Source organism: Glycomyces tarimensis, assembly GCF_054776215.1.
Genome location: NZ_BAAHCB010000002.1, coordinates 27,059 through 48,634 on the forward strand (window position 1 = coordinate 27,059; position 21,576 = coordinate 48,634).

At 69.8% G+C, this 21,576-nt stretch carries 17 protein-coding genes and 2 pseudogenes; 10 read left to right on the forward strand and 9 right to left on the reverse strand.

Annotated features, from left to right (window positions below):
* The first annotated feature begins 1 nt into the window (after window position 1).
* The 5 genes from ACYVK3_RS02240 to ACYVK3_RS02260 all read left to right on the forward strand — a co-directional run bounded on the left by ACYVK3_RS02240 (window position 2) and on the right by ACYVK3_RS02260 (window position 6,851).
* Window positions 2-1,351 carry a TrkH family potassium uptake protein gene (locus ACYVK3_RS02240; protein WP_460495633.1) on the forward strand — a complete coding sequence of 450 codons (1,350 nt, stop codon included), beginning with the start codon at window positions 2-4 and terminating at the stop codon, window positions 1,349-1,351.
* A gap of 89 nt (window positions 1,352-1,440) precedes the next feature.
* The gene (locus ACYVK3_RS02245; RefSeq protein WP_460495634.1) at window positions 1,441-3,873 is read left to right on the forward strand and encodes a sensor histidine kinase; all 2,433 of its coding nucleotides are present in this window, start codon (window positions 1,441-1,443) and stop codon (window positions 3,871-3,873) included.
* 19 nt (window positions 3,874-3,892) lie between these two features.
* Window positions 3,893-4,291 (forward strand): roadblock/LC7 domain-containing protein, encoded by a 399-nt coding sequence (locus ACYVK3_RS02250; protein WP_460495635.1) that lies wholly within the window; start codon window positions 3,893-3,895, stop codon window positions 4,289-4,291.
* A 235-nt stretch (window positions 4,292-4,526) separates the two neighbouring features.
* Complete coding sequence (gene ctaD, locus ACYVK3_RS02255; protein WP_460495636.1) at window positions 4,527-6,203, forward strand: cytochrome c oxidase subunit I; 1,677 nt, start codon at window positions 4,527-4,529, stop codon at window positions 6,201-6,203.
* 93 nt (window positions 6,204-6,296) lie between these two features.
* Window positions 6,297-6,851 carry a cysteine hydrolase family protein gene (locus ACYVK3_RS02260; RefSeq protein ID WP_460495637.1) on the forward strand — a complete coding sequence of 185 codons (555 nt, stop codon included), beginning with the start codon at window positions 6,297-6,299 and terminating at the stop codon, window positions 6,849-6,851.
* Between the two features lie 3 nt (window positions 6,852-6,854).
* Here the strand turns inward: ACYVK3_RS02260 and ACYVK3_RS02265 are convergent.
* Window positions 6,855-7,616 (reverse strand): annotated as a pseudogene (locus tag ACYVK3_RS02265) (isoprenyl transferase); the annotation flags it as partial.
* A 148-nt stretch (window positions 7,617-7,764) separates the two neighbouring features.
* Window positions 7,765-9,591, reverse strand: a complete 1,827-nt coding sequence (locus tag ACYVK3_RS02270) for a phosphoenolpyruvate carboxykinase (GTP) (RefSeq protein ID WP_460495917.1) — start codon at window positions 9,589-9,591, stop codon at window positions 7,765-7,767.
* Between the two features lie 166 nt (window positions 9,592-9,757).
* Here ACYVK3_RS02270 and ACYVK3_RS02275 point away from each other — a divergent pair, with 166 nt between their 5' ends.
* Window positions 9,758-9,964 carry a hypothetical protein gene (locus ACYVK3_RS02275; protein ID WP_460495638.1) on the forward strand — a complete coding sequence of 69 codons (207 nt, stop codon included), beginning with the start codon at window positions 9,758-9,760 and terminating at the stop codon, window positions 9,962-9,964.
* Window positions 9,965-10,179: 215 nt separating this feature from the next.
* Window positions 10,180-10,533 (forward strand): VOC family protein, encoded by a 354-nt coding sequence (locus ACYVK3_RS02280; RefSeq protein WP_460495918.1) that lies wholly within the window; start codon window positions 10,180-10,182, stop codon window positions 10,531-10,533.
* Between the two features lie 1,058 nt (window positions 10,534-11,591).
* On the opposite strand, the pseudogene ACYVK3_RS02285 reads toward ACYVK3_RS02280, so the two are convergent.
* From ACYVK3_RS02285 to ACYVK3_RS02310, 6 genes and pseudogenes are all read right to left on the reverse strand, one after another.
* Window positions 11,592-12,725 (reverse strand): annotated as a pseudogene (locus ACYVK3_RS02285) (HNH endonuclease signature motif containing protein); the annotation flags it as partial.
* A 364-nt stretch (window positions 12,726-13,089) separates the two neighbouring features.
* Window positions 13,090-13,644: a hypothetical protein gene (locus ACYVK3_RS02290; protein ID WP_460495639.1), complete on the reverse strand. Its 555-nt coding sequence runs from the start codon at window positions 13,642-13,644 to the stop codon at window positions 13,090-13,092.
* A 61-nt stretch (window positions 13,645-13,705) separates the two neighbouring features.
* Window positions 13,706-14,377, reverse strand: a complete 672-nt coding sequence (locus ACYVK3_RS02295; RefSeq protein WP_460495640.1) for a hypothetical protein — start codon at window positions 14,375-14,377, stop codon at window positions 13,706-13,708.
* A gap of 9 nt (window positions 14,378-14,386) precedes the next feature.
* Window positions 14,387-16,996: an FtsK/SpoIIIE domain-containing protein gene (locus ACYVK3_RS02300; RefSeq protein WP_460495641.1), complete on the reverse strand. Its 2,610-nt coding sequence runs from the start codon at window positions 16,994-16,996 to the stop codon at window positions 14,387-14,389.
* Window positions 16,993-17,772 carry a hypothetical protein gene (locus ACYVK3_RS02305; protein ID WP_460495642.1) on the reverse strand — a complete coding sequence of 260 codons (780 nt, stop codon included), beginning with the start codon at window positions 17,770-17,772 and terminating at the stop codon, window positions 16,993-16,995. Before ACYVK3_RS02305 ends, ACYVK3_RS02300 begins: the two co-directional genes overlap by 4 nt.
* 14 nt (window positions 17,773-17,786) lie before the next feature.
* Entirely contained in the window at window positions 17,787-18,053 is a 267-nt protein-coding gene (locus ACYVK3_RS02310; protein ID WP_460495643.1) for a hypothetical protein, read from the reverse strand.
* Between the two features lie 182 nt (window positions 18,054-18,235).
* On the opposite strand from ACYVK3_RS02310, the gene ACYVK3_RS02315 reads away from it, so the two are divergent.
* The 3 genes from ACYVK3_RS02315 to ACYVK3_RS02325 all read left to right on the forward strand — a co-directional run bounded on the left by ACYVK3_RS02315 (window position 18,236) and on the right by ACYVK3_RS02325 (window position 20,860).
* Window positions 18,236-19,540, forward strand: a complete 1,305-nt coding sequence (locus ACYVK3_RS02315; protein WP_460495919.1) for a PhoH family protein — start codon at window positions 18,236-18,238, stop codon at window positions 19,538-19,540.
* Window positions 19,541-19,610: 70 nt separating this feature from the next.
* Window positions 19,611-20,306 (forward strand): lysozyme family protein, encoded by a 696-nt coding sequence (locus ACYVK3_RS02320; protein WP_460495644.1) that lies wholly within the window; start codon window positions 19,611-19,613, stop codon window positions 20,304-20,306.
* Window positions 20,307-20,413: 107 nt separating this feature from the next.
* Window positions 20,414-20,860, forward strand: coding sequence for a DUF2784 domain-containing protein (locus ACYVK3_RS02325; RefSeq protein WP_460495645.1), 447 nt, complete (start codon window positions 20,414-20,416; stop codon window positions 20,858-20,860).
* Here the strand turns inward: ACYVK3_RS02325 and ACYVK3_RS02330 are convergent.
* Window positions 20,770-21,498 carry a DUF998 domain-containing protein gene (locus tag ACYVK3_RS02330; protein ID WP_460495646.1) on the reverse strand — a complete coding sequence of 243 codons (729 nt, stop codon included), beginning with the start codon at window positions 21,496-21,498 and terminating at the stop codon, window positions 20,770-20,772. The two genes, ACYVK3_RS02325 and ACYVK3_RS02330, sit on opposite strands and share 91 nt — an antisense overlap.
* Window positions 21,499-21,576: the final 78 nt, after the last annotated feature.

The following is a 21,576-nucleotide window of genomic DNA, read 5'->3' on the forward strand; positions in this document are numbered from 1 at the left end:
GATGAGCGCCTTTTCCAGCTGGTTCGCCCGCCACCCCGTGCGGCTCGTGCCCTTCGGGTTCGCCGTGACGATCGCCATCGTCTCCCTGCTGCTGTACCTGCCGGTCGCGCACACGGGTCCCGGCGACACGAAGCTGGTCGACGCGGTCTACAACGCCACCTCGGCCGTCACCGTCACCGGTCTGGTCACCTTGGACACCCCGACGCACTGGTCGCTGTTCGGCGAGATCGTCATCGTGATCGCCATGCAGATCGGCGGCCTGGGCATCATGGCGAGCGCGGCCTTCCTCGGTCTCGTCGTCAGCAAGCGGCTCGGTCTGCGCTCGCGCCTGATGGCACAGGCGGAGACCAATCACGCGATCGGCATGGGCGACATCAAGGGCGTCCTGTTGCGGGCGGTCACGGTGATGGCCACCGTGGAGTTCGTCGCCGCCACGGTCCTGGCGCTCCGCTTCCACTTCGAGTACGGCTTCGGCGGCCTGTCCGCGACGTGGCAGGGCGTGTTCCATTCGATCAGCTCGTTCAACTCCGGCGGCTTCAGCCTGTTCTCCAACTCGATGGAGGACTTCGCGCACGACCCGTGGATCATCGGCACCATCGTCATCGCCTCGATCATCGGCGGCCTCGGGATGCCGGTCCTGTTCGAGCTGGCGCGCCGCAACTGGGGCCACAAGCAGTGGACCCTGCACACCAAGATGACGCTGACGGGCACCACGATCCTGTTCGTCGGCGGCTTCTTCGTCTTCCTGGTCTTCGAGTGGTCGAACCCCGCCACGCTCGGGCCCATGAGCTGGCCCGACAAGCTGCTGCCGGCGCTGATGCAGGACGTCATGCTGCGCTCGACGGGGTTCAACACCTTCCCGGTCGGCGAGATGCACACCCACTCGGTGCTCGTCGGCGTCATCCTCATGTTCATCGGCGGCGGCTCGGCCTCGACCGCCGGCGGCATCAAGGTCACGACGTTCTTCGTGCTGCTGTGGGTCATCTGGTCGGAGATCCGCGGCGAACCCGACTCCTCGGCCTTCCGGACCAGGCTCAGCGAGGCGGTCGTCCGCCAGGCGTTGTCGGTCGCGCTGCTGTACGTCGCGTTCATCGCGGCCGGGGCGATCCTGATGCAGATGTTCGAGCCGCACGTTCTGTTGCACGACATCCTCTTCGAGGCGACTTCCGCCGGCGCGACGGTCGGACAGTCGACCGGCATCACCGGCGACCTCTCCACTCCCTCTAAAGTGGTGTCCATCGTCCTCATGTACGGGGGCAGGATCGGCCCGGTGGTGTTGGCCACGTCCCTCGCGATCCGCACGAGGCACCGGCTGTACCGTTATCCCGTGGGGCGTCCCCTCGTCGGCTGAGGCCCCTCCTCACGCCCGCGCCCCTACAAGCGAAGATAGTCACAGCCTTACCGCAGCGCGGTTCGTCGCCTCAGAAAGGACGCCCTCCGATGTCCCGTAAAGCCCGGCAACGCACCAGTCGACTTCCGATCCGGATGCAGCTCATGCTGCCGATCGCTGCCGCGCTGATGGGGATGCTGGTGCTGGGTCTGTTCCAGACCGTGCACGTGTGGGGCGAGTACCAGGACGCCGCCGACGCCGAAGTGCTCGTCGAACTCGCCGACGCCATCGCCCACACCCTCGACGCCCACCAAGAGGAGGGCGGCCCGCTGCTGGAGGCGGTCCTGACCGGCTCGCCCGACATGGTCGACGTCGACGCCCTGCGGGCGGAGACCGACCGCGCGGTCGCGCACCTGGGAATGGCCTCCGAGGCGGCGCTCGCCCGCTTCCCGGTCCTGGAGAACAGCCTCACCGAGCTGCTCGTCCAGGCCGACCGGCTCGACACCGCCCGCGGCGGCCTCGACGGGCTCGCCGCCGGCGAGTACTCCTTCGAGGACGAGGAGGTCGTCGGCGCGTTCGGCATCTACCAGAACCTGGCGAACAAGCTCGTCAGCATGGCCGCCCGCCTCCCGAACCTGGTCGACAACTCGCAGATCTCCTCACAGCTCGACTCCCTGGCCGCGGCGCTCCAGGCCGGGCGGCTCGCCGCCGAGATCCAGTTCCGCGTCACCTCCGACCTGATGGCCCTCGCCGCCGAGGAGGCGATCCTGGTCGAACGCGTGCCGCTCGCCGAGGCCTCCTATCTCTCGGGCTCCTACGACCGGCAGATCGTCGTCTTCCAGTCCAACGCCTCGCCCGAGGTCAGCGAGACCTACCAGCAGGAGATGAACCGCGAGGAGGTCGAGAACGCGCGCGAGGCCCTGGGCATCTACGTCAACGGCGACATCCCGACCATGTCCCCCACCGAGTTCTCGGCGGCGCAGGGAAGCGTCGTCGAAGCGCTCCACGCGACGCAGGCCGAGGCCCTCCAGATCCTGAGCCGGGACGTGGGCGCGCTGCGCGACTCCTCGACGCGGACCCTGTTGACCACCTTCGCCCTCATCCTCGTCCTGGCGCTGACGGCGATCATCTCGGCGGCGATGCTCGCCAGGCGCATCAGCCTGCGCGTCGACTCGGTCCGCGAGTCCACGCTGACCGCCGCCTACGACACGCTCCCGAAGACGGTCGCCGCGGTCTCCCAGGCCTCCAACGCCGACGAGGTCGACCGGCTGCTCCAGACCGCGAAGAAGCAGACGGTGATCGCCACCGACGCCCGCTACTCCGACGAGCTCGACAGCCTCGCCGAGGCGTTCAGCGCCGCCCACCACCAGGCGCTGCGCCAGACCGCGAACCAGGCGCTCCTGCGCATCGACGTCGAGGCGATGATGAAGACCCTCGCCCGCCGCGGCCAGAGCCTCATCCGCCGCCAGCAGCAGGTCATGGAATCCCTCGTCGACGGCTCGGACGCCGACTCGAAGATCCCCGAGGAGTGGCGCAGCGTCTACCACCTGCTCTCGCGCATGCGCCGCAACGAGGAGAACCTGCTGCTCCTCGCCGGCGGCGACCCGCAGCGGCGGTACAACCACGCCACCGACGTCGAGACGATCATCCGCGACGCGGTCTCCGAGATCGAGGGCGCCGGGCGCGTCGTGGTCGAGAACCAGGTCTCGGCGCGGCTGGAGACCAAGCCCGCCGGCGACGTCGTCCGCATCCTCGCCGAACTGCTCGACAACGCCGCCTCCTACTCCCCGCCGACCCAGCAGGTGCGCGTCACCTCGAGGCGCTCGGGCTCGGAGATCGTCATCTCCATCGCCGATGACGGCATCGGCCTCAACCCCGAGCAGATGGCCGCGATCAACCGCCGCCTCGCCGAACCGACGCAGCTGAACTCCGAGCTCACCGCGACCATGGGTCTGCTGGTGGTCGGCCGGCTCGCCGCCGAGCACTCGGTCAGCGTCCAGCTGCACTCGACGATGGGCAAGGGCACGCTCGCGCTGGTCCGGATCCCCGCCTCGGCGCACGCCGACTCCTCGACCGCCCCGGCGGCGGTCGGTCCCCGCGCCTCCTCGGCGCGGCTGGCCCTGTCGGCCCACGCCGCGAACCTGCCGATGACCGGCACGGGCGCCGACACGGCCGCCGAGGGCGCCAACGAACCGATCGTGCCCAAGCCCCGCAAGGCCGGCGTGACGCCTGAACCACGGCCGGTAGCTGGACAAACTCACAGCTCCGCAAGCGTCGCCGAGCGTTCTGAAGTCACTGCGGGCCTCGCTGCGGAGTCAGTGGATGTTACCTTCAGGAAGGTGAACAGAGCACTCGAATCCGCCGGAGGTCCGAACGGCACGGAACTACCGCGGCGGGCGCCGGGGACCAAGCTCCTTCCAGGAGCGGTTCCGGGCGCCAAGACCGGCTCCGGTGGCGTCGACCTCGATCCTGCCGAGATCCGCGACCGGCTGACGAACTTCGCCTCGGGCATCGCCGCGGCCTCAGAACAAGAACAACGCTAATACAGTAGAAAGCAGCGAGATGGATACCAAGGACAACACCGTCGGTGAACTCGACTGGCTCCTGACCTCCTTCGTGGAGAAGGTGCCTGACGTGTCCGAAGCCCTGACCGTCTCCGTCGACGGCCTCGCCCTCGCGGCGTCGCAGGGCCTGTCGACCGACCGCGCCGACCAGCTCGCCGCCATCACCTCCGGGCTCGCCAGCCTGACCACGGGTGCGGCGAAGGTGCTCAACGCCGGCCGGATCCGCCAGTCGGTGATCGACATGGACGAGGGCGTCCTGCTGCTCATGGCCGTCGGCGACCGCGCGCAGGTGGCCGTGCTCGCCAATGCCGGCTGCGACCTCGGCCAGGTCGGCTACGAGACCGCGCTGCTGGTCAAGCGGGTGTACGCCGCACTGGAACCCGACGCCCGCAACTGAACCGGCCCCCGAGCCGTAGGAGATTGCTCACGAGTCGGCGCCGCCCCCTCCGGGCGGTGGCCTGGCCTCGTCCCGCTGCGCGGACCCATCCCGCGATTGACCAGCGACAACTACCGAACGCACATCGCCAGATCACGCTCCGCCACGCCGCTCGGCGCTTCCCCCTCCGCAGCGTGACGTCGGCGAAAGGCTATTCTGCGTTCGCTACCTGGAATCAGAATCTGGAGGCCCACAGGTGACCACGGTTGAGCCTAAGGTCGAACCAACGCCTATCGTCGCGCGCCCCTGGCCGGTGCGCCGCGAACCGAAGGGCTCCTGGCTCGCCCGGACCCTCCGCACCACCGACGCCAAGCAGATCGGCCTGCTCTACTTCGTGACGTCGATGGCGTTCTTCGGCATCGGCGGCGTGCTCGCGCTGCTCATCCGCGCCGAGCTGTTCCGTCCCGGACTGCAGATCGTCTCCTCCGAGCAGTACAACCAGCTGTTCACGATGCACGGCACCATCATGCTGCTGATGTTCGCGACACCGATCGCGTTCGCCTTCGGCAACTACCTGGTCCCGCTGCAGATCGGCGCCCCCGACGTCGCTTTCCCGCGGCTGAACGCCTACGCCTACTGGCTGTACCTGTTCGGCTCCTCGCTGGCCGTCGCCGGCTTCATCACCCCCGGCGGAGCCCCCGCCTTCGGGTGGTTCGCCTACCAGCCGCTGGCGAACGCGGTCCATTCTCCGGGGGTCGGCGCCGACATGTGGTTCGTCGGCCTGACCATCTCGGGTCTGGGCACCATCCTCGGCGCGGTCAACATGATCACCACGATCGTGACGATGCGCGCCCCGGGCATGCTCATGTTCCGCATGCCGATCTTCACCTGGAACATGCTCATCACCAGCCTGCTGATGATCCTGGTGTTCCCGATCCTGGCCGCGGCGCTCCTCGCGGTCGTCGCCGACCGCCAGATGGGCGCCCACGTCTTCGACCCGGATACCGGCGGCGCGATCCTGTGGCAGCACCTGTTCTGGTTCTTCGGGCACCCCGAGGTCTACATCGTGGCACTGCCGTTCTTCGGCATCATCACCGAGATCATCCCGGTCTTCAGCCGCAAGCCGCTCTTCGGCTACAAGACCATGGTGGCCGCCACACTGGCGATCGCGGGACTGTCGATGGCGGTGTGGGCCCACCACATGTACGCCACCGGCGCGGTCATGCTGCCGTTCTTCTCGCTGATGACGTTCCTGATCGCCATCCCCACCGGCATCAAGTTCTTCAACTGGATCGGCACCATGTGGAAGGGCCAGCTCACCTTCGAGGCGCCGATGCTGTGGAGCCTCGGCTTCATCGTGACGTTCCTGCTCGGCGGCCTGTCCGGCGTCCTGCTGGCGAGCCCGCCGATCGACTTCCACGTCTCGGACTCCTACTTCGTCGTGGCCCACTTCCACTACGTCCTGTTCGGCACCATCGTGTTCGCCGTCTTCGCCGGGGTCTACTTCTGGTTCCCGAAGGTCGCCGGGCGCATGTACGACGAGCGGCTCGCGAAGGTGCACTTCTGGCTGACGTTCATCGGCTTCCACACCACGTTCCTGGTGCAGCACTGGCTGGGCAACGAGGGCATGCCGAGGCGTTACGCCGACTACCTCATGTCGGACGGCTTCACGGTCCTGAACATGATCTCGACCGTGGGCGCGTTCATCCTCGGACTGTCGACGCTGCCGTTCGTCTGGAACATGTTCAAGTCCTGGAAGACCGGCCGCATCGTCGACACGAACGACCCGTGGGGCTACGGCGGTTCCCTGGAGTGGGCCACGAGCTCCCCGCCGCCGCTGCGCAACTTCGACCGGCTCCCGCGCATCCGCTCCGAGCGCCCCGTCTTCGATGAGAAGTGGGGCCACCTCGTCGGCGAGGTCAAGGGGCACTGACACGGCATGGAAAAGGCCCGGGAGCGAACCGCTCCCGGGCCTTTTAGGTCCCACCCCTGACACATCGATACCCGCGTCGCTAGGCTTTAAAACATGAGCAGGGCATTGATCGTGGTAGACGTGCAGAACGACTTCTGTGAGGGCGGGTCGCTCGGGGTGGCCGGCGGGGCGGCGGTAGCCGCCAAAGTCACGGAACTCATCAACGAGGAACGGGAACGGTGGAACCACGTCGTGGCCACCCGCGACTGGCACATCGACCCCGGCGGCCACTTCTCGGCCGAGCCGGACTTCCGCGAGTCGTGGCCGCCGCACTGCGTCGTCGGCACGCGGGGCTCGGACTTCCACCCCGACTTCGACGACGCGCTCGCCGAGGCCGTGTTCGACAAGGGCGCCTATGAGGCGGCCTACTCGGGCTTCGAGGGCTCCAGCGGGGAGACGAGCCTGGCCGACTGGCTGCGTGAGCGCGGGATCGACGAGGTGGAGGTGGTCGGCATCGCCACCGACCACTGCGTGCGCGCCACGGCGCTGGACGCGGCCCGCGAGGGCTTCAGGACGACGGTCCTGGCCGACTACACCGCGGCCGTGGCCGAAGAGAGCAGGGAGCGGGCCCTCCAGGAGCTCTTCGAGGCGGGCGTCGCGGTCCGGTAACTTGCCGTAGCGGCGATTGCGCGTCGCGAACGAGCGGACGGCGCGCAGGAAGTCGACGCGGCGGAAGTCCGGCCAGTTCGAGTCGCAGAAGTAGAACTCCGAATACGCCGACTGCCACAGCAGGAAGCCCGAGAGCCGCTGCTCCCCCGAGGTGCGGATCACCAGGTCGGGATCGGGCTGCCCGGTCATGTACAGATGCCGGGCGATCGCTTCGGCGTCGACGACTGCGGCGGCCTGCTCGAGGCTCAGGCCGGCCTCGGCGTGCTCGAGCAGCAGCGATCGGACGGCGTCGGCGATCTCCCGCTGCCCGCCGTAGCAGACCGCGAGGTTCACCCGCACGCCCCGCTTCTCGGCGGTGCGCTGCTGGGCGTCCTTGAGGCGGGCCTGGTGCTCCGGTGGGAGGAGGTCGAGCGCGCCGACCATGCGCAACTGCCACGGCTGCTCGGTCTCGGCCAGCTCGCCGGCGAGCTCGCTGATGATGTCGAGCAGCGGGTCGAGCTCCTCCTTCGGCCGCGAGAGGTTCTCGGTGGACAGCAGCCAGATCGTGACGTGCTCGACGCCGAGCTCTTCGCACCAGCCGAGGAACCGCTCAATGTGCTTCGCCCCGGCGCGGTGGCCATCGTTCGGATCGGTGAGCCCCATGTCGCGCGCCCACCGGCGGTTCCCGTCGACCAGGACGCCGATGTGCTTGGGCAGCGCCTTGCCCGCCAGCTCACCGTGGAGCCGACGTTCATAGATGCGGTAGAGCAGGTTTGCGATCGCCACGAGCGCCAATTGTAGGCTCTCGCCAAAACAGGCCCACAAGCTTGGCCGCGGGTGTACGTGCACGGCCCGCACGCTTCGGCGTAGGCGCACCGATCGCGCCCACGAGCTTTGGCCGTGCCGGTCGTCCCGGCACGGCCGCTCGCCGGAGCTAGCTGACGTTCAGGCGGTTCTTCAGGGCGTCGAGCTCGCTCCACAGCATCGTCGGCAGTCGGTCGCCGAACCGGGCGAACCAGCCCTCGATGAGCGGGATCTCGGCGGCCCACTCGTCCCGGTCGACCGCCAGGACCGCCTCCAGGTCGGCCTCGTCCATGCCGAGGCCCTCGACGTCGAGCGAGCCCGGCGTCGGGCAGTACCCGATCGGGGTCTCCACCGCCTCGGCCTTGCCTTCGAGCCGCTCGACGACCCACTTGAGGACCCGGCAGTTCTCGCCGAAGCCGGGCCACAGGAAGCCGCCGTCGTCGCCGCGGCGGAACCAGTTGACGTAGAACACCTGCGGCATGAGCGACTCGTCGACCGCCGACTTGCCCATGTCGATCCAGTGGCCGAAGTAGTCGGCGGCGTTGTAGCCGATGAACGGCAGCATCGCCATCGGGTCGCGGCGCACCACGCCGACCTCCCCGGCCGCCGCGGCGGTCGTCTCGGAGGAGAGCGTCGCGCCCATGTACACGCCGTGGATCCAGTCGCGCGCCTGCGTCACCAGCGGGATCGTGGTCGCGCGCCGACCGCCGAACAGGATCGCGTCGATCGGGACGCCCCGTGGGTCGTCGTACTCGTCGGCGAGCACCGGGCACTGCTTGATCGGTGTGCAGAAGCGGCTGTTCGGGTGGCTGGAGAGCCCCTCGGAGTCGGGCGTCCACTCCTCGCCGTGCCAGTCGATCGCCCGCTGCGGCGGCTCGCCCATGCCCTCCCACCAGACGTCGCCGTCCTCCGTGAGCGCCACGTTGGTGAACAGGGTGTGACCGCGCTCGATCGTGCGCATCGCGTTCGGGTTGGTCCGGTAGTCGGTGCCCGGGGCGACCCCGAAGAAGCCGTACTCGGGGTTCGAGGCCCACAGGCGCCCGTCCTCGCCGAAGCGCAGCCAGGCGATGTCGTCGCCGAGCGTCTCGACCTTCCAGCCCGGGATGGTGGGCTCGAGCATGGCGAGGTTCGTCTTCCCGCACGCCGACGGGAACGCGCCGGTCACGTGGTAGACCTTGCCCTCCGGGCTGGTCAGGCGCAGGATGAGCATGTGCTCGGCCATCCAGCCCTCGTCGCGGCCGATGACCGAGCCGATGCGCAGCGCGTAGCACTTCTTGCCCAGCAGCGAGTTGCCGCCGTAACCGGAGCCGTAGGACCAGATCTCGCGCTCGGCCGGGAAGTGCGAGATGTACTTGGTCTCGTTGCACGGCCACGGCACGTCCGACTCGCCCGGCGCCAGAGGCGCGCCCACCGAGTGCAGGCAGTGCACGAAGTCGGCGTCCTCGCCCATCCGCTCGAGCACCTTGGTGCCCATGCGGGTCATGATGTGCATGCTCGCGGCGACGTAGGCGGAGTCGGTGAGCTCGACGCCGAACATCGGCTTCTCGGCCTCGAGCGAGCCCATGCAGAACGGAATGACGTACATGGTGCGCCCGCGCATCGATCCGCGGTAGAGCTCGGTCATGGTCTCGCGCATGTAGTCGGGCGCCGTCCAGTTGTTGGTGGGGCCGGCGTCCTCGGGGTCGGTCGAGCAGATGAACGTGCGTTCCTCGACGCGCGCGACGTCGCTCGGGTCGGTGCGGGCGATGAACGAGTCCGGCTTCGCCGGCACGGGCTCGAGCGTGCCGAACGCGACGAGTTCGCTGGTCAGGCGCTCCCACTCGGCGTCGGAGCCGTCACACCACACGACCTGGTCGGGGGTGGTGAGGTCGGCGATCTCGGCGACCCATGCGAGCAGGCTCGGGTGGTTCGTGGGCGGATGCGCCAGCCCCGTCGTCGGTTCTGCGGTCTTGGAAATTGTGCTCACGGTCGCTCCTTTGTTCAAGGGCAAGTGGTCGATCTCAGGCGGGATCACCGGCCGGGACCGGTCCTTTGGACGCTACGTGAGTACCCGTTCTCGCGCAGGTACTCATGTGCGATTCATCCGGTCTTGAACAGGCCTTCCTCGACCCGGCTCCCGCCTCATGCTCATTCAAGCTCGAAACAAGCAGATCTACTTGCACTTCAGGCGTGATCAATCACTTACAGTCATCGAAAAACTGTTTCTGGCCGCCAGGCCAATGGAAGGGATCGGCTTCGATCATGGAATGAGCGCGTTAGAGCGCCGTCGTGAGGCGCTTTCGATCACCGAGCGGTCGGATTCGGTCGTTTCCCGGCACAGCGCGGCCTGATGTATGAGGATCGGCGCATATCCACATCGAGCACTGGAGGCGGGGATGGCGCACCGCAGGGAGCAGGGCGAGACGCCGCGGGGGCATCACGTCAAGACGTGGACGATCGGGTCGGCGATCGTGGTCGCGTTCTTGCTGGCGGTCGTCGTGGCCGTCCTGGCGCTCCGCTGAAGACGGAGTGGGCGGGTATCGGACCGGCTGGGTACGTTCGTGTCATGACACAGATCGGAAGCGCGTTCGTGCCGGTCAGCGACCCTGCGGCGGCCGCGGAGTGGTATGCGTCGGCGTTCGGTTTGAAGGTCGCGAGCAGCGAGGCCCACGCGGCCGTATTGGAGACCGGGGAACCGGTGCGAAGGCTGACGCTGCTCGGTCCCGCGAGCGGCATCGCCGCGAAGCCCGGCCTGGCGTGGGCGACGTGCAACCTGATCGTCGACGACCTCGAGACGACACTGAAGCTCCTGAAAGACGGTGGCAGCGAGGTGAGCGGGGTCAACGGCGATGAGCAGTCCTGCCTGTGGTTCACCGCCACCGACCTCGACGGCAACAAGCTCCTGATCTGCGACCGGTAGAGGGTCAGACCGCACCAGTAACGAGTAGCCAGTAACGAGTAGCCAGTAACTACGCACCGGCCCGTCGAACTGACGGCGTGCACGTGCGAATCTTCGTGCCGGTGTGGTCCGGCGGGATGGCCTGCTGGGCCCGGCAATGGCCGCGGGGGCGTTGGCGGGGACGGGCGGGCGTGATGGTCGTTCTGCGCAATGGCAGCGATGACGAGGTGGCGGGGTGGCGGGGGCGGGTGTTTGGAGTAGGCGCTGCTGTGGTCGGGCGGAGTGGCCTGCTGGGCCCGGCAATGGCCGCCGGTGCGCTGGCGGGGTCGGTGTTGTGGCTGGCCCGGCTGCGCTATGGCGGCGACAAAAGCTGTGGCAGGTGGACGGTGGAGGCGGTCTGCCGTCGCGGAGGCGGTCGGTGGGCTCGTGCCGGGTCGGATTGAGTTCTGCCGTGAGGCGGGTACGGGGTGGCTGGTGGTCCGGTTCGGGGCCTGGGCATGGGAAGGGGCTCGAAGCCGTTGCCGGTTTCGAGCTGGCGACCTATGAGGTCCCTTCCCCACCACGGCATCCCGCAGCGGGCGGGTTAAGACCGGCGGTGGTCTGTAATCGAGTGCCGGTGCGGCACTGACGAGGTCGCAAGCCCGCCTCGGTTCAGTGAGTGGTGTCGAAGTCTCGTATCCCTGTCCCTGCCCTGGTTCGGGTGCCGGTGCTGAAGCCGGTTCGAGTGCGGTCGCGGGGTCGGGTGTCGGAGTGGTGAAGCGTGCTCGTGCTTTGGCGCGGGCGGTTTTCGCGGCGGCCATGACCTGTTCGGTCTCGGCCTGCTCGGCAACCGCTTCGAGGTCGGGTTTCAGTGTCTCGGACCATTCTTCGGGGTACAGGCCGGTGGGGAAGGCGTTCGCGATGTCCTCGGCGAAGTCGGCATCCAGGTCGGTGTCGGTGCGCCAGTCGGCGCACCCGCATTTCAGGTCGGGGTCGGTGTCCTCGTGCCCGTCGTGGTGGACGATCAACGCCTTACCCGGTCCGGTCTTGGTGATCGTCCAGCCGGGGGTGTGGATGCGGCCGTGGTGGAACCGGCACAACAGGATCAGGTTCTCGGCCACGGTCGGTCCACCATTCGCCCAGTGGCGGATGTGGTGGGCTTCGGTCCACTGGACGGGGGCGTGGCAGCCGGTCCAGGCGCACCCGCCGGGCTGCTCCAACTCCAACTTCCGCCGCAGGGCGCTGTTGGGCAGGCGCAGGGCCCGGCCGAGTTCGATCGCTTCGCCGGTGCGGTAGTTGAACACGTTGGGGATGACCAGGCCTTCACAGGCGAGCAGGCGGGCCTTCCCGAGACTGATCGGGTCGCCTTCCAAGGTGGCCACTCGTCCGGTGTCGTGTCCGGCGAGGGTGTCGATGTCGACTGACAGGTGCAGGGTGGCGGTGTGCCCGTGCCGCTTGGCCGCGTCCGGGTCGGCCCCATGGGCCGCGACCATCTGATGGAAGGCCTCGGCCCGCCGGTTCGCCGCCGGCGGCAGGCACCCGTCCTGATCGACCTCGTCCTGACGCGGCGGCGGCACCGCTGTCGTCAGGAGTTTGGCGAACAGCTTCCCGGTGTCGGCCGACAGGAGCCCGGAGAGGACGAACATGCCGTTCTCGGTCTCCACCAGATCCAAGCGTTGCAACGACTGCTGCCCCAGCCCGTCCAACAGCTCCTCACCCGAGTCGAGGGCGGCCTGGAGCTCGTCGAGCTGGGCGTGGACGTCTTTGACGGTGGCGTGGATGCAGTACTGCGCGATCAGATGCTCCGGCGTCGGGCACGACACCTCAGCGTCGAAGGGGGAAGGGACCGGCTCTTGGTAGGGAGCCCGCGCGTAGACGCGCAGGGCCTTGGTCGCGTCCAGGCGGCGCACGGCTGCCGCGACCCGGTCAATCCGCGCCGCAGCCGACGTCGCCGTCTCAGTCAACACCTGGAACTTGCCTGCGGTGCGGGCGATCGCGGCCAGGTCGGCCGCGACGCGCAGGTGGAAGTCGAAGGTCGACACCAGCCACTCGCGCAAGGCCGAGAAGCCGTCGCAGTCGCGGTGGATGTTCCAGGCTTTCGCCTCGATCACCCGAGCGAGCACCTGGGCCTGCATCGAGTTCATCAACGCGGCAGTCTCATCGAGTTCGGTGTGGATGACTTTGGCGCGTTCGCTCCGCTCGGTCCTGCTGGGCTTCATGCTCGCTTTGGCCATCTGACACCTCCCTCGGTCCTGAGGTCTCGTACGAACCTGCTGTTTCCGCCGGTTCGTGCTATACCTCTATTCTCCCAGGACACAAGGCCCCTGTCATCACCCATTAGGGTGGGAAAACACTCACGTTTCCGCCGCCCGGGACCACGATAATCCTTGCCCCGCAATACAAACCAGACACCACACGGCTCGCCCGCGCAGAGGCCAGCGCTCACACCCCACCGGCACGCCCGCCGACCCGACCTCCACAGAGCACACACCTCTTCGTCGCTGACGCCTTTAGGGCAGCCCGACCATCAACCCCACACCGTTCCCGCCAGCGCCCCACCTTCCATTGCCGGTCTCCCCAGGCGTCAGCGCTCCACGACTAAACGGCCGGGCCGCGCCTGCGCAGGTCGTCCACACTCGTCATGGCCTCTCGCAGCTCCTTGAGCCAGTCCTCGGCGTGCTGCTCGACCAACCGCACACACCACGCCAGCGCGTCCGAGCGCGACGAAGCCACCCCTGACCCCACCAGCGTGTCCAGTACCAGCCGCTCGGGCTGCCGCAGCCGCGTCGTCACCGGGATCGACTGGTGCGTGAACACCATGGTGGTCGCGCCGCAGCGGGCGCCCCATGAGGCCTGCCGCTGGTAGCGGTACTGCAGCTGCTGGGCGATCTGCACGCGCAGGTCCCGGGTGGCCTCGCGGAAGCGTGAGATGCGGCCCTCTTCGGTGGCGGCGCGGTCGGATTCGGTGGCGTCGCCGGGGTGGTCGGGCGCGGGGAGCGGGCAGATGATGATCATCTCGTCGCGGTCGACGGTCACTTCGGGCATGCCGGCGATCCAGCCGTCGGGCACGATGCCGTAGATCCAGGCGGGGGCGTCGTCGGTGGACGGCAGCGGGCCGTAATGCCATGAGCTGGTGTCGTCGATCCCTGGCATGGACGCGTCTCCTCACGTTTCTGTGACGCATCAGGTGTACCTCATGGCGGCAACCCGCTCGTCACATCCCCCGGAGGAACGCGCCGGCGAGCGCGCACGTGGCGGCGACGGCCGCGGCGGTGCACGCGACGATCTGTGTGGGCCTGGGCCGGACGCGGTACTGCCACGACAGCCACGCGCCGAGGACGATCGGGCCGGTGGCGACGCCCAGGAACAGGGTCGCGGCGGCCAGCGCCTGCCGTACCGCCTTCGCGGCGCCTTCGGCGTCGCCGCTGAGCGTCCAGGCGGCGAGGGCGACGGCGATCGCGCCGATGACGGCGCCGATGGCGCCGGCGGTGATCTCGGTGTGGCGGGGCGCTTCGATGGGGAGTTCACCCCGGCGGGCGAGGTCGAGGAGTCGCCCGGCGCGGGAGAGCCGGGCGCGGACGGCCTTCGCGTCGGGTTCGCCGCGTCCGGCGTCGCTGTAGGGCGTGGGCCCGGTCCGCCGGTGGCCGACGAAGCCGCCGAGTGCCCGCCACATGACGGCGACGGTCTTGTCGGTCTCGGCGACGAGGGTGGCGGCCTCGACGGCGGCGCGGTTGGCGTCGTCGCGCCGTTCGCGGGCGGTGTCGACGGTGGCGGTGAGCGCGGCGGTCTCGGCCCGGTAGGCCTCGTCGGCGGCGCGGATCTCGGCTTCGGCGGCTTCGCGTTCGCGCAGGTAGGCCGCTATGGCGTCGGTGTAGTCGGTCTCCATCGCACCCCTCTAGGGCAGCGGGCCGTCGAGGACGGCGTCGGGTCGGGGCAGTCGCTCGGTGGCGTTGTAGGGGATGACGACGTGGGGGGCGCGGTGGCGGGCGCGGTCGAAGAACAGGCCGCGCCGGAGCCGGGGGTACCAGGCGGGGCCGCCGGAGGCGGGCGAGAGGGGCGCGAGTTCGGGGCCTTGGACGTCGAGGGCGAGCCAGGCGTCGACGGCGTCGAAGCGGGCGGAGAATCCGCCGAGGTCTTCGCGCAGGCGGGGCACGGAGCGCCACCAGCCGAGGGTGTGCAGGTGGCGTTCGGGTCCGTCGAGGAGCATGGCGCGCAGGGCGGCGGATCCGGCGGCGTCGAGTCTGGCGGAGCCGGCGTCGACGGCGTACAGCAGGACCAGGCGCAGCGCGCCGTCGGCGCGCTGTTCCCAGTCCTTGCAGGTCTGGGCGAGGCTGTCGTGCCAGGTGACTTCGGCGCCTTCGGTTTCGAGGGCGGCGGCGAGGCTGAGGGCGCCGGCGGCGGCGTCGGGTTCGAGGCAGCACAGGTCGACGGCGACGTGGTCGGCGCGGGCGAGTGAGAGCGCGGCGGTGGCGAGGATGTCGGCGGCTTCGGCGGTGCGGGTGCCGAGGACGGCGAGGTTGCGGCCGGGCGCGCGGTGGAGGGCGAGTTCGGCGGGTCTGGCGGCGACGTCGATGGTCTGGCCGAGGATCGCGGTCTCGCGTGGGGGCACGACGCTCGTGAGGTCGGGGACGTGGTCGCCGTCGAACAGGGCGGGCGGGGTGTTGTCGGCGCGCCGGGCTTCCCACAGGCGTCGCTGGAGGGGTTCCCAGGCGGCGGCGTGGCCGGCGTTGGGGAGGGCGACGGTGCGGTTGGCGCCGCTCACGCCGGATTCGTCGTTGACGATGGCGTGGAAGCGGGGGACGGTGTCGGCGGCGTGGTTGTTCTCGGCGAGGACGCGGCGGGCCTTGGGCAGGGCGATGCGGAGGGTGAACTGGGCGACGAGGCTGGGGCGGCCCCAGAGCGCTTCGATGCCGGCGATGTCCTGGGAGGCGAGGACGAGGTGGATGCCTTGGCTGCGGCCGCGTCGGGCGAGGTCTTCGAGGAGCTGGACGGCGGCTTCGGTCACGGAGTCGCGCGCTTCGAGGAGGACTTGGAACTCGTCGACGACGGCGACGATGCGGGGCCAGTGGCCGTCGGGGTCGGCCGCGCGGAGTTCTTCGAGCTTGGTGGCCTCGTGGGCCTTGGCGGCCTCGGCGCGGCGGCGCAGTTCCTCTTTGAGGTGGCGCAGGAGCGCGAGCCCGAATTCGCGGTCGTCGTTGATGTTGACGCCGACGAGGCGGACGTGCGGCAGCCAGGTGGGGTCGCGCCTGCCGGAGGCGAAGCGGGCGAAGGAGACGCCTTCTTTGAAGTCGAGGAGGTAGAGCGCGAGTTCGTCGGGGCTGTAGGTGGAGGCGAGGGCGGCGATCCACGCGTACAGCAGGTTGGTCTTGCCCGATCCGGAGGGGCCGCCGACGAGGGCGTGGGGTGGGTTGTCGCCGAGGCTGACGCGGGCGGGGTCGCCGGTGGGGCTCTCGCCGATGGCGGCCTCCAGGCCGGCCGCGGAGCTCGCGGCCCACAGCCGGGCGGGGAGCAGGTCGACGAGCCGGGCGGGTTCGCGGCCGGCGCTGTGCTTCTCGGCGATGGCCTTGGCCGCCTCGGTGACGGTCCGCGCGGGCGGCGGGCCGTCGAGTCTGATGGCGGCGCCGCTCAGTTCCGTGTAGGCGCCGGAGTCGAGGCGGGGGAGGTCTTCGGCTTCGTCGCCGACGACGATGAGGTGGACGCCGGCGGCGATGCCGGTGCGGCGGAGGCGGGCGAGCTGGGCTCGCTCGTGGGCGGGCCAGGAGGCGATGTCGGCGTTGAGCAGGACGAGCACGCGCCACGGCTCGGGGCGGCGCCCGGTGGCGGCGGCGAGTTCGGCGAGGGAGGCGTGCTCGCCGGCGAGGACGTCGGCGTTGACGCGCCGGACGTCCTCGACGAGCGCGTCGAGTGCCTCGCGGAGGCCGGAGGGGCCCACGAAGGAGAGCAGTCCGGCCTTGCCGAGGGGCGCGAAGGCCGCGAGCGAGCCGCCGAGGTGCTCGGGGTCGTAGACGTGGAGCCGGACGAGGCCGGCCGGGACGGAGCCGACGGCGCGCAGGAGGATGCCCGGGAGCGCGTCGGCGGCGTCGGCGGCGATGCGCAGATGGGCGCGGTCGAGCAGGCCGATGAGGGCGGGGAGGGCTGCCTCGTCGTCGATGGCGCCGACGCGCAGCATCGGGGCGGGGCCCTTGCCGAGGGCCGGGTCGGGGGCCCACTGGTCCCAGCGGGCGCCGGCGGCGGCCGGGGCGGCGAGCGCGGCGGAGCGGGCGGCGTTGTCGATGCCCGAGCGCAGGGTCTGCTCTTTGCGGGCCTCGAGGGTGGCGATCATGCGGCGGTGGATGCCGATGAGTTTGGCGTGCCGGCGTCCGGCGTCCTGGATGGCGGCGTCGGCCTCGCCTCGGGCGGTCTCGGCCGCGGCGGCGGTGCGTTCGGCCAGGAGGCGGGCCTCGGCGCGGGCGGTGCCCAGTTCGTCGGCCAGAGCGGCCACCAGTCGTCTGCGCCAACTGCTCATCGTCGCGCCTTCCGCTCGGTCTTGGCCAGTCGGTGGAGGGCGGCGACCAGGGCGGGGCCGACCGCGGCGGTGGCGGCCGCGTCGCCGCTCTCCTCGCCCTGCCTCGGCGGGCCGAGGGTGCATGCGGAGGCGAGGGCGGTCTCGATGTGCTCGGCTTCGATGCCGGGGACGAGGGAGCGGATCTTGTCGGCGGTGCGGTCGCGCAGGGCGGGGATGTCGCGGGCGCTCGGGGTCCGGCCGAGGTGTTCGGCGGCGAGGCTGCGCACGAGGGGCCAGGCGAGTCCGGGGAGTTTGACGCCGGTCTCGGGGCCGGCGTCGCGCAGACGCCGGTGGTAGTGGTCGGCGGAGCCGTCGGCGGCGGCGCGCAGGAGCTCGTTGAACAGCTTCGTGGGCGGGGTCGCGGTGCTCTCGGCCTGGCCGGTGCGGCGGCACAGCTCGTTGACGCGGTCGGTCCACCAGCGTGAGGGGTCGACGGGCGCGGCCTTCGGCGGCGCGGGCGCCGCGGTCGCGGTGACCGGCGCGCCCGGCCCGGCGCCGATGGCGTCGAGGTAGTCGTGGACGGCGCCCGAGGCCTCGGCGAGGCGCTTGCGGGCGGCGCCGACGTGTTCGCGGGCGGCGCCGAGCCGGTGGAGGCCCACTTCGGCGCCCGATTCCCGGGAGGCCTCTTTGAGTTCGGCGAGGGCCGCTTCGAGATGCGCGTCGGCGGTGTCGAGGCCCGGCGTCGGGAGGTCGGCGGCGACGGCGCGGAGCCGGCTCGCGAGGGCGGCGACGTCCACTGGGGTCTCCGTTCTTAGAGGGTCGCGGCGTAGGCTTCGGCCTGCTCGGCGGCGGCGAAGGTGGCGGCGAGGGACTGTTCGAGCTCGGAGGCGGCCTGGGCGAGGGCGGCCTGGGCGGTGGCGACGGCGTCGTGCCCCGATCCGGTGGTGACGGCCGTCAGGGAGCCTTGGGCGGCCCCGATGCTCTGGCTGGCGGCGGTGATGGCGGCCTGGCCGTCGCGGACCTGCTGGAGGGCGGCGGCGATGGCCGACTTGAGTTCGGCGACGCTCACGTTGGACACGATGTTCATTCTCACCGAGGATCGGTCGAGTTTCAGTGGTAGCGCGATTACTCGGCGTGTCTGCTTTGTCGGATTCCTGACGCCCCAGTGACCAGCAGTTACTGTTTCAATGCATTTAACGGTGGCGAAGTGACACACCTCCCAACTAGAGTGTGAGTACCAACGGGGCTCGTCCCCCACACATCGACACCCGGGAGGCGACCGTGCTGACACAGCGCACCTACGTCCTCGATACCTCGGTTCTGCTATCGGATCCTGGAGCGTTCTCACGGTTCGACGAACATCATGTGGTCATCCCGCTCGTCGTCATCAGCGAGCTGGAGGCCAAACGCCACCATCCCGAACTCGGCTGGTTCGCCCGCGAATGCCTCAGGCGCCTCGACGAGCTCCGCATCGGGCACGGACGCCTCGACGAACCGATCGCGATCGGTGAGGCGGGCGGCACGCTCCGGGTCGAACTCAACCACGTCGACACCTCCGGCCTCCCGGCCGGTTTCGCGGTCGACTCCAACGACTCCCGCATCATCGCCGTGGCCCGCGCGCTCGGCCTGGAAGGGGCCGACACGGTCCTGGTCACCAAGGACATGCCGCTGCGCGTCAAGGCCGCGGCCGTCGGCCTGCCCACCGAGGAGTACCGCCACGGCCAGGCCGTCGACCCCACCTGGTCGGGCATGAGCGAGCTCCATCTGTCCGATGAGGAGCTGTCGGGTCTCTACAACGGTGACCTGGTCGACCTGCCGCCCGAATCCGATCTGCCCTGCCACACCGGGCTCGTCCTCGGCGGCAACAACGGCTCGGCGCTCGGGCGCGTCACCGCCGACAAGAAGATCCGGCTCATCCGCAACCGGGAGGCCTTCGGCATCCACGGCCGCTCGGCCGAGCAGCGCGTCGCGCTCGACCTCCTGCTCGACCCCGAGATCGGGATCGTCTCGCTCGGCGGCAAGGCCGGCACGGGCAAGTCCGCGCTGGCGCTGTGCGCCGGGCTTGAACAGGTCCTCGAACGCGAGACGCACAAGAAGGTCATCGTCTTCCGTCCGCTGTACGCGGTCGGCGGGCAGCAGCTGGGCTACCTGCCGGGTACCGAGGGCGAGAAGATGAGCCCGTGGGGCCAGGCCGTGTTCGACACGCTCGGGGCGGTCACCACCGACGTGGTCATCTCCGAGATCCTCGAGCGCGACATGCTCGAGGTCCTGCCGCTCACCCACATCAGGGGCCGGAGCCTGCACGACGCGTTCGTCATCGTCGACGAGGCGCAGTCACTCGAACGCGGAGTGTTGCTGACCGTGCTCTCACGCATCGGTCAGGGCTCCAAGGTCGTGCTCACCCATGATGTGGCGCAACGAGACAATCTCAGAGTCGGCCGCCACGACGGCGTCGCCTCGGTCATCGACGTCCTCAAGGGGCACCCACTCTTCGCTCATGTGACGCTGACACGCAGTGAGCGTTCGGAGATCGCGGAGATGGTGACCAACCTGCTCGAAGTCTGACCGATCACCTCTGGCATGCTGTGTCGCGGGCGTGTGTCCACACGCGCGTCCGCGACACAGGAGTTGAGAGATGATCCCACTGCTGACCCGGTACGGTTCGAAGCTCGCTGCCGTACTCGTCCTCGCGCTCGGCGCGGTCATCGCGGTCAACGCCGCCACCGACGACGTCGCCGAAGAGGACTCCCGCCACCCCAGCCAGGCCGCCGCCGAACAGCAGGCGGAGGCCGAAGCGGCATTCGAGGAAGTCCGGTACCGGCACGTCAACTACATCGCCGAAACCGCCGGCGCCGACGTCGCCACCAAGGCCGAAGCCGTCGCCGACTACGCGCTCGCCAAGGCCGACGGCCTCGACGACGCCGAAACGGCCGCGCAGGAGGCGGCCGAGGCCGAGGAGGCCGCCGCCATCGAAGAGGCCGCCCAGAACGCCAACCCCACCTCAGTGGACATCCCGGCGAGCTGCGACGAGTTCTCCGGCAACCGGGCCACCGGCTGCGCCATCGCCCTCGACAGCGGCTTCGACCTCGAGCAGTTCGGCTGCCTGGAGGCGCTGTGGACCCGCGAGTCCGGCTGGAACGAGTACGCCGCCAACTCCATCGGCGCCTACGGCATCCCCCAGGCCCTGCCGGGCTCCAAGATGTCCAGCGAAGGCAGCGACTGGGAGACCAACCCGGTCACACAGATCAACTGGGGTCTGGGCTACATCGCGGGCCGCTACGGCACCCCCTGCTCGGCCTGGGAGCATTCCGAGAACAACGGCTGGTACTGACCGCCCGCAACCCCGAGTTCGAGGTCGAAGGCTTCTACTAGGCCGCCCCAGGCCGGTGCACCCGGGTCGATCGTGGGTACACCCCCATCGGGGAGGAGGTGCACTCAGTGGGCTACCGGATCCTGGCCGACGCCGCGATGATCGTCCATTTCCTGTTCGTCGCGTACGTGGTGCTGGGCGGATTCCTGGCATGGCGCTGGCCGAAAAGCTGGTTCCTCCACGCGCCGGTGGCCCTGTACGGCCTGGTGATCACCGTGTACGGCTTCGTGTGCCCGCTGACGCCCGTCGAAGACCACTTCCGTCGGCAGGCCGGCCAGGAGGGCCTGGAGCCGACCGGCTTCATCGACACCTACATCGAAGGCGTGGTCTACCCCGGCGAATACGCGGCGGCCGCCCAGTGGGCCGCCGCCGCGGTCGTCGCGATCTCCTGGATCGGGGCGCTCCTGCTCCACCGGCGCCGCCGTCAGGCCGCGACGAGCTCCCGCTCGCGGACCGCCGGCGACGCCACGGGGACCGACTCCGACGCGGGCCCAGGGACCGGTTCGGGGCGCTGAGCGCCACGGCGCAGCCGACCGCCCAGCAACGCCAGCGCCACCAGCTCCGAGCCGACCGTCATCCGCTGGTTGAACCCGGCCGCGTCGGTCCAAGCCGGGGCCTCGGCGCCGAAGAACGCGAGCACGTACGGCAACGACGTCACCGTCAGAGCGAGGAGCGCCACCCAACTGCACGCCGCAACGGCCCGGGCGGCGCGGTCGGCGCGCCCCAGCCAGCGGCTGAACGCGAAGCCGACCACGACCATGGTGCAGAACGCGGCGAACGCCGCGTAGCGGTGCACGAAATGGATCGCCGAATGGTCCTCGCTCGCGGGCGGGTCGGTCGGGAAGAGCGCCACGAGCATGATCAGGCCGCTCCACACGAACAGCATCGTGCCGAGCCAGCGCGGCGCCGCCGAGGCGCGCGCGACCACGCCGAACGCGCTCGCGCCGAGCGCGAACAGGCTCAGCGAGACCGGCAGCAGCCAGCCCAGCGGCGAGTACAGGGTCGTGCTGATGACGTCGAGCGCCAGGTCGGTCCCGGCGGTGGCGTGCAGGACGACCATGGCCGCCAGGCCCGAGGCGAGCCCGGCGAAGCCGACCACGGTCGCTCCCTTGAGGAGTGACTTCCGTTGGTGAAGCGGTGCAGCTGAAATCATGTCTCAAGACTCGCCGCGAAACGCCTCGTGCGCAGTGAGGTGAGCTTCCCAATGCCGCGCACCGCCAGCCCCCGTGCG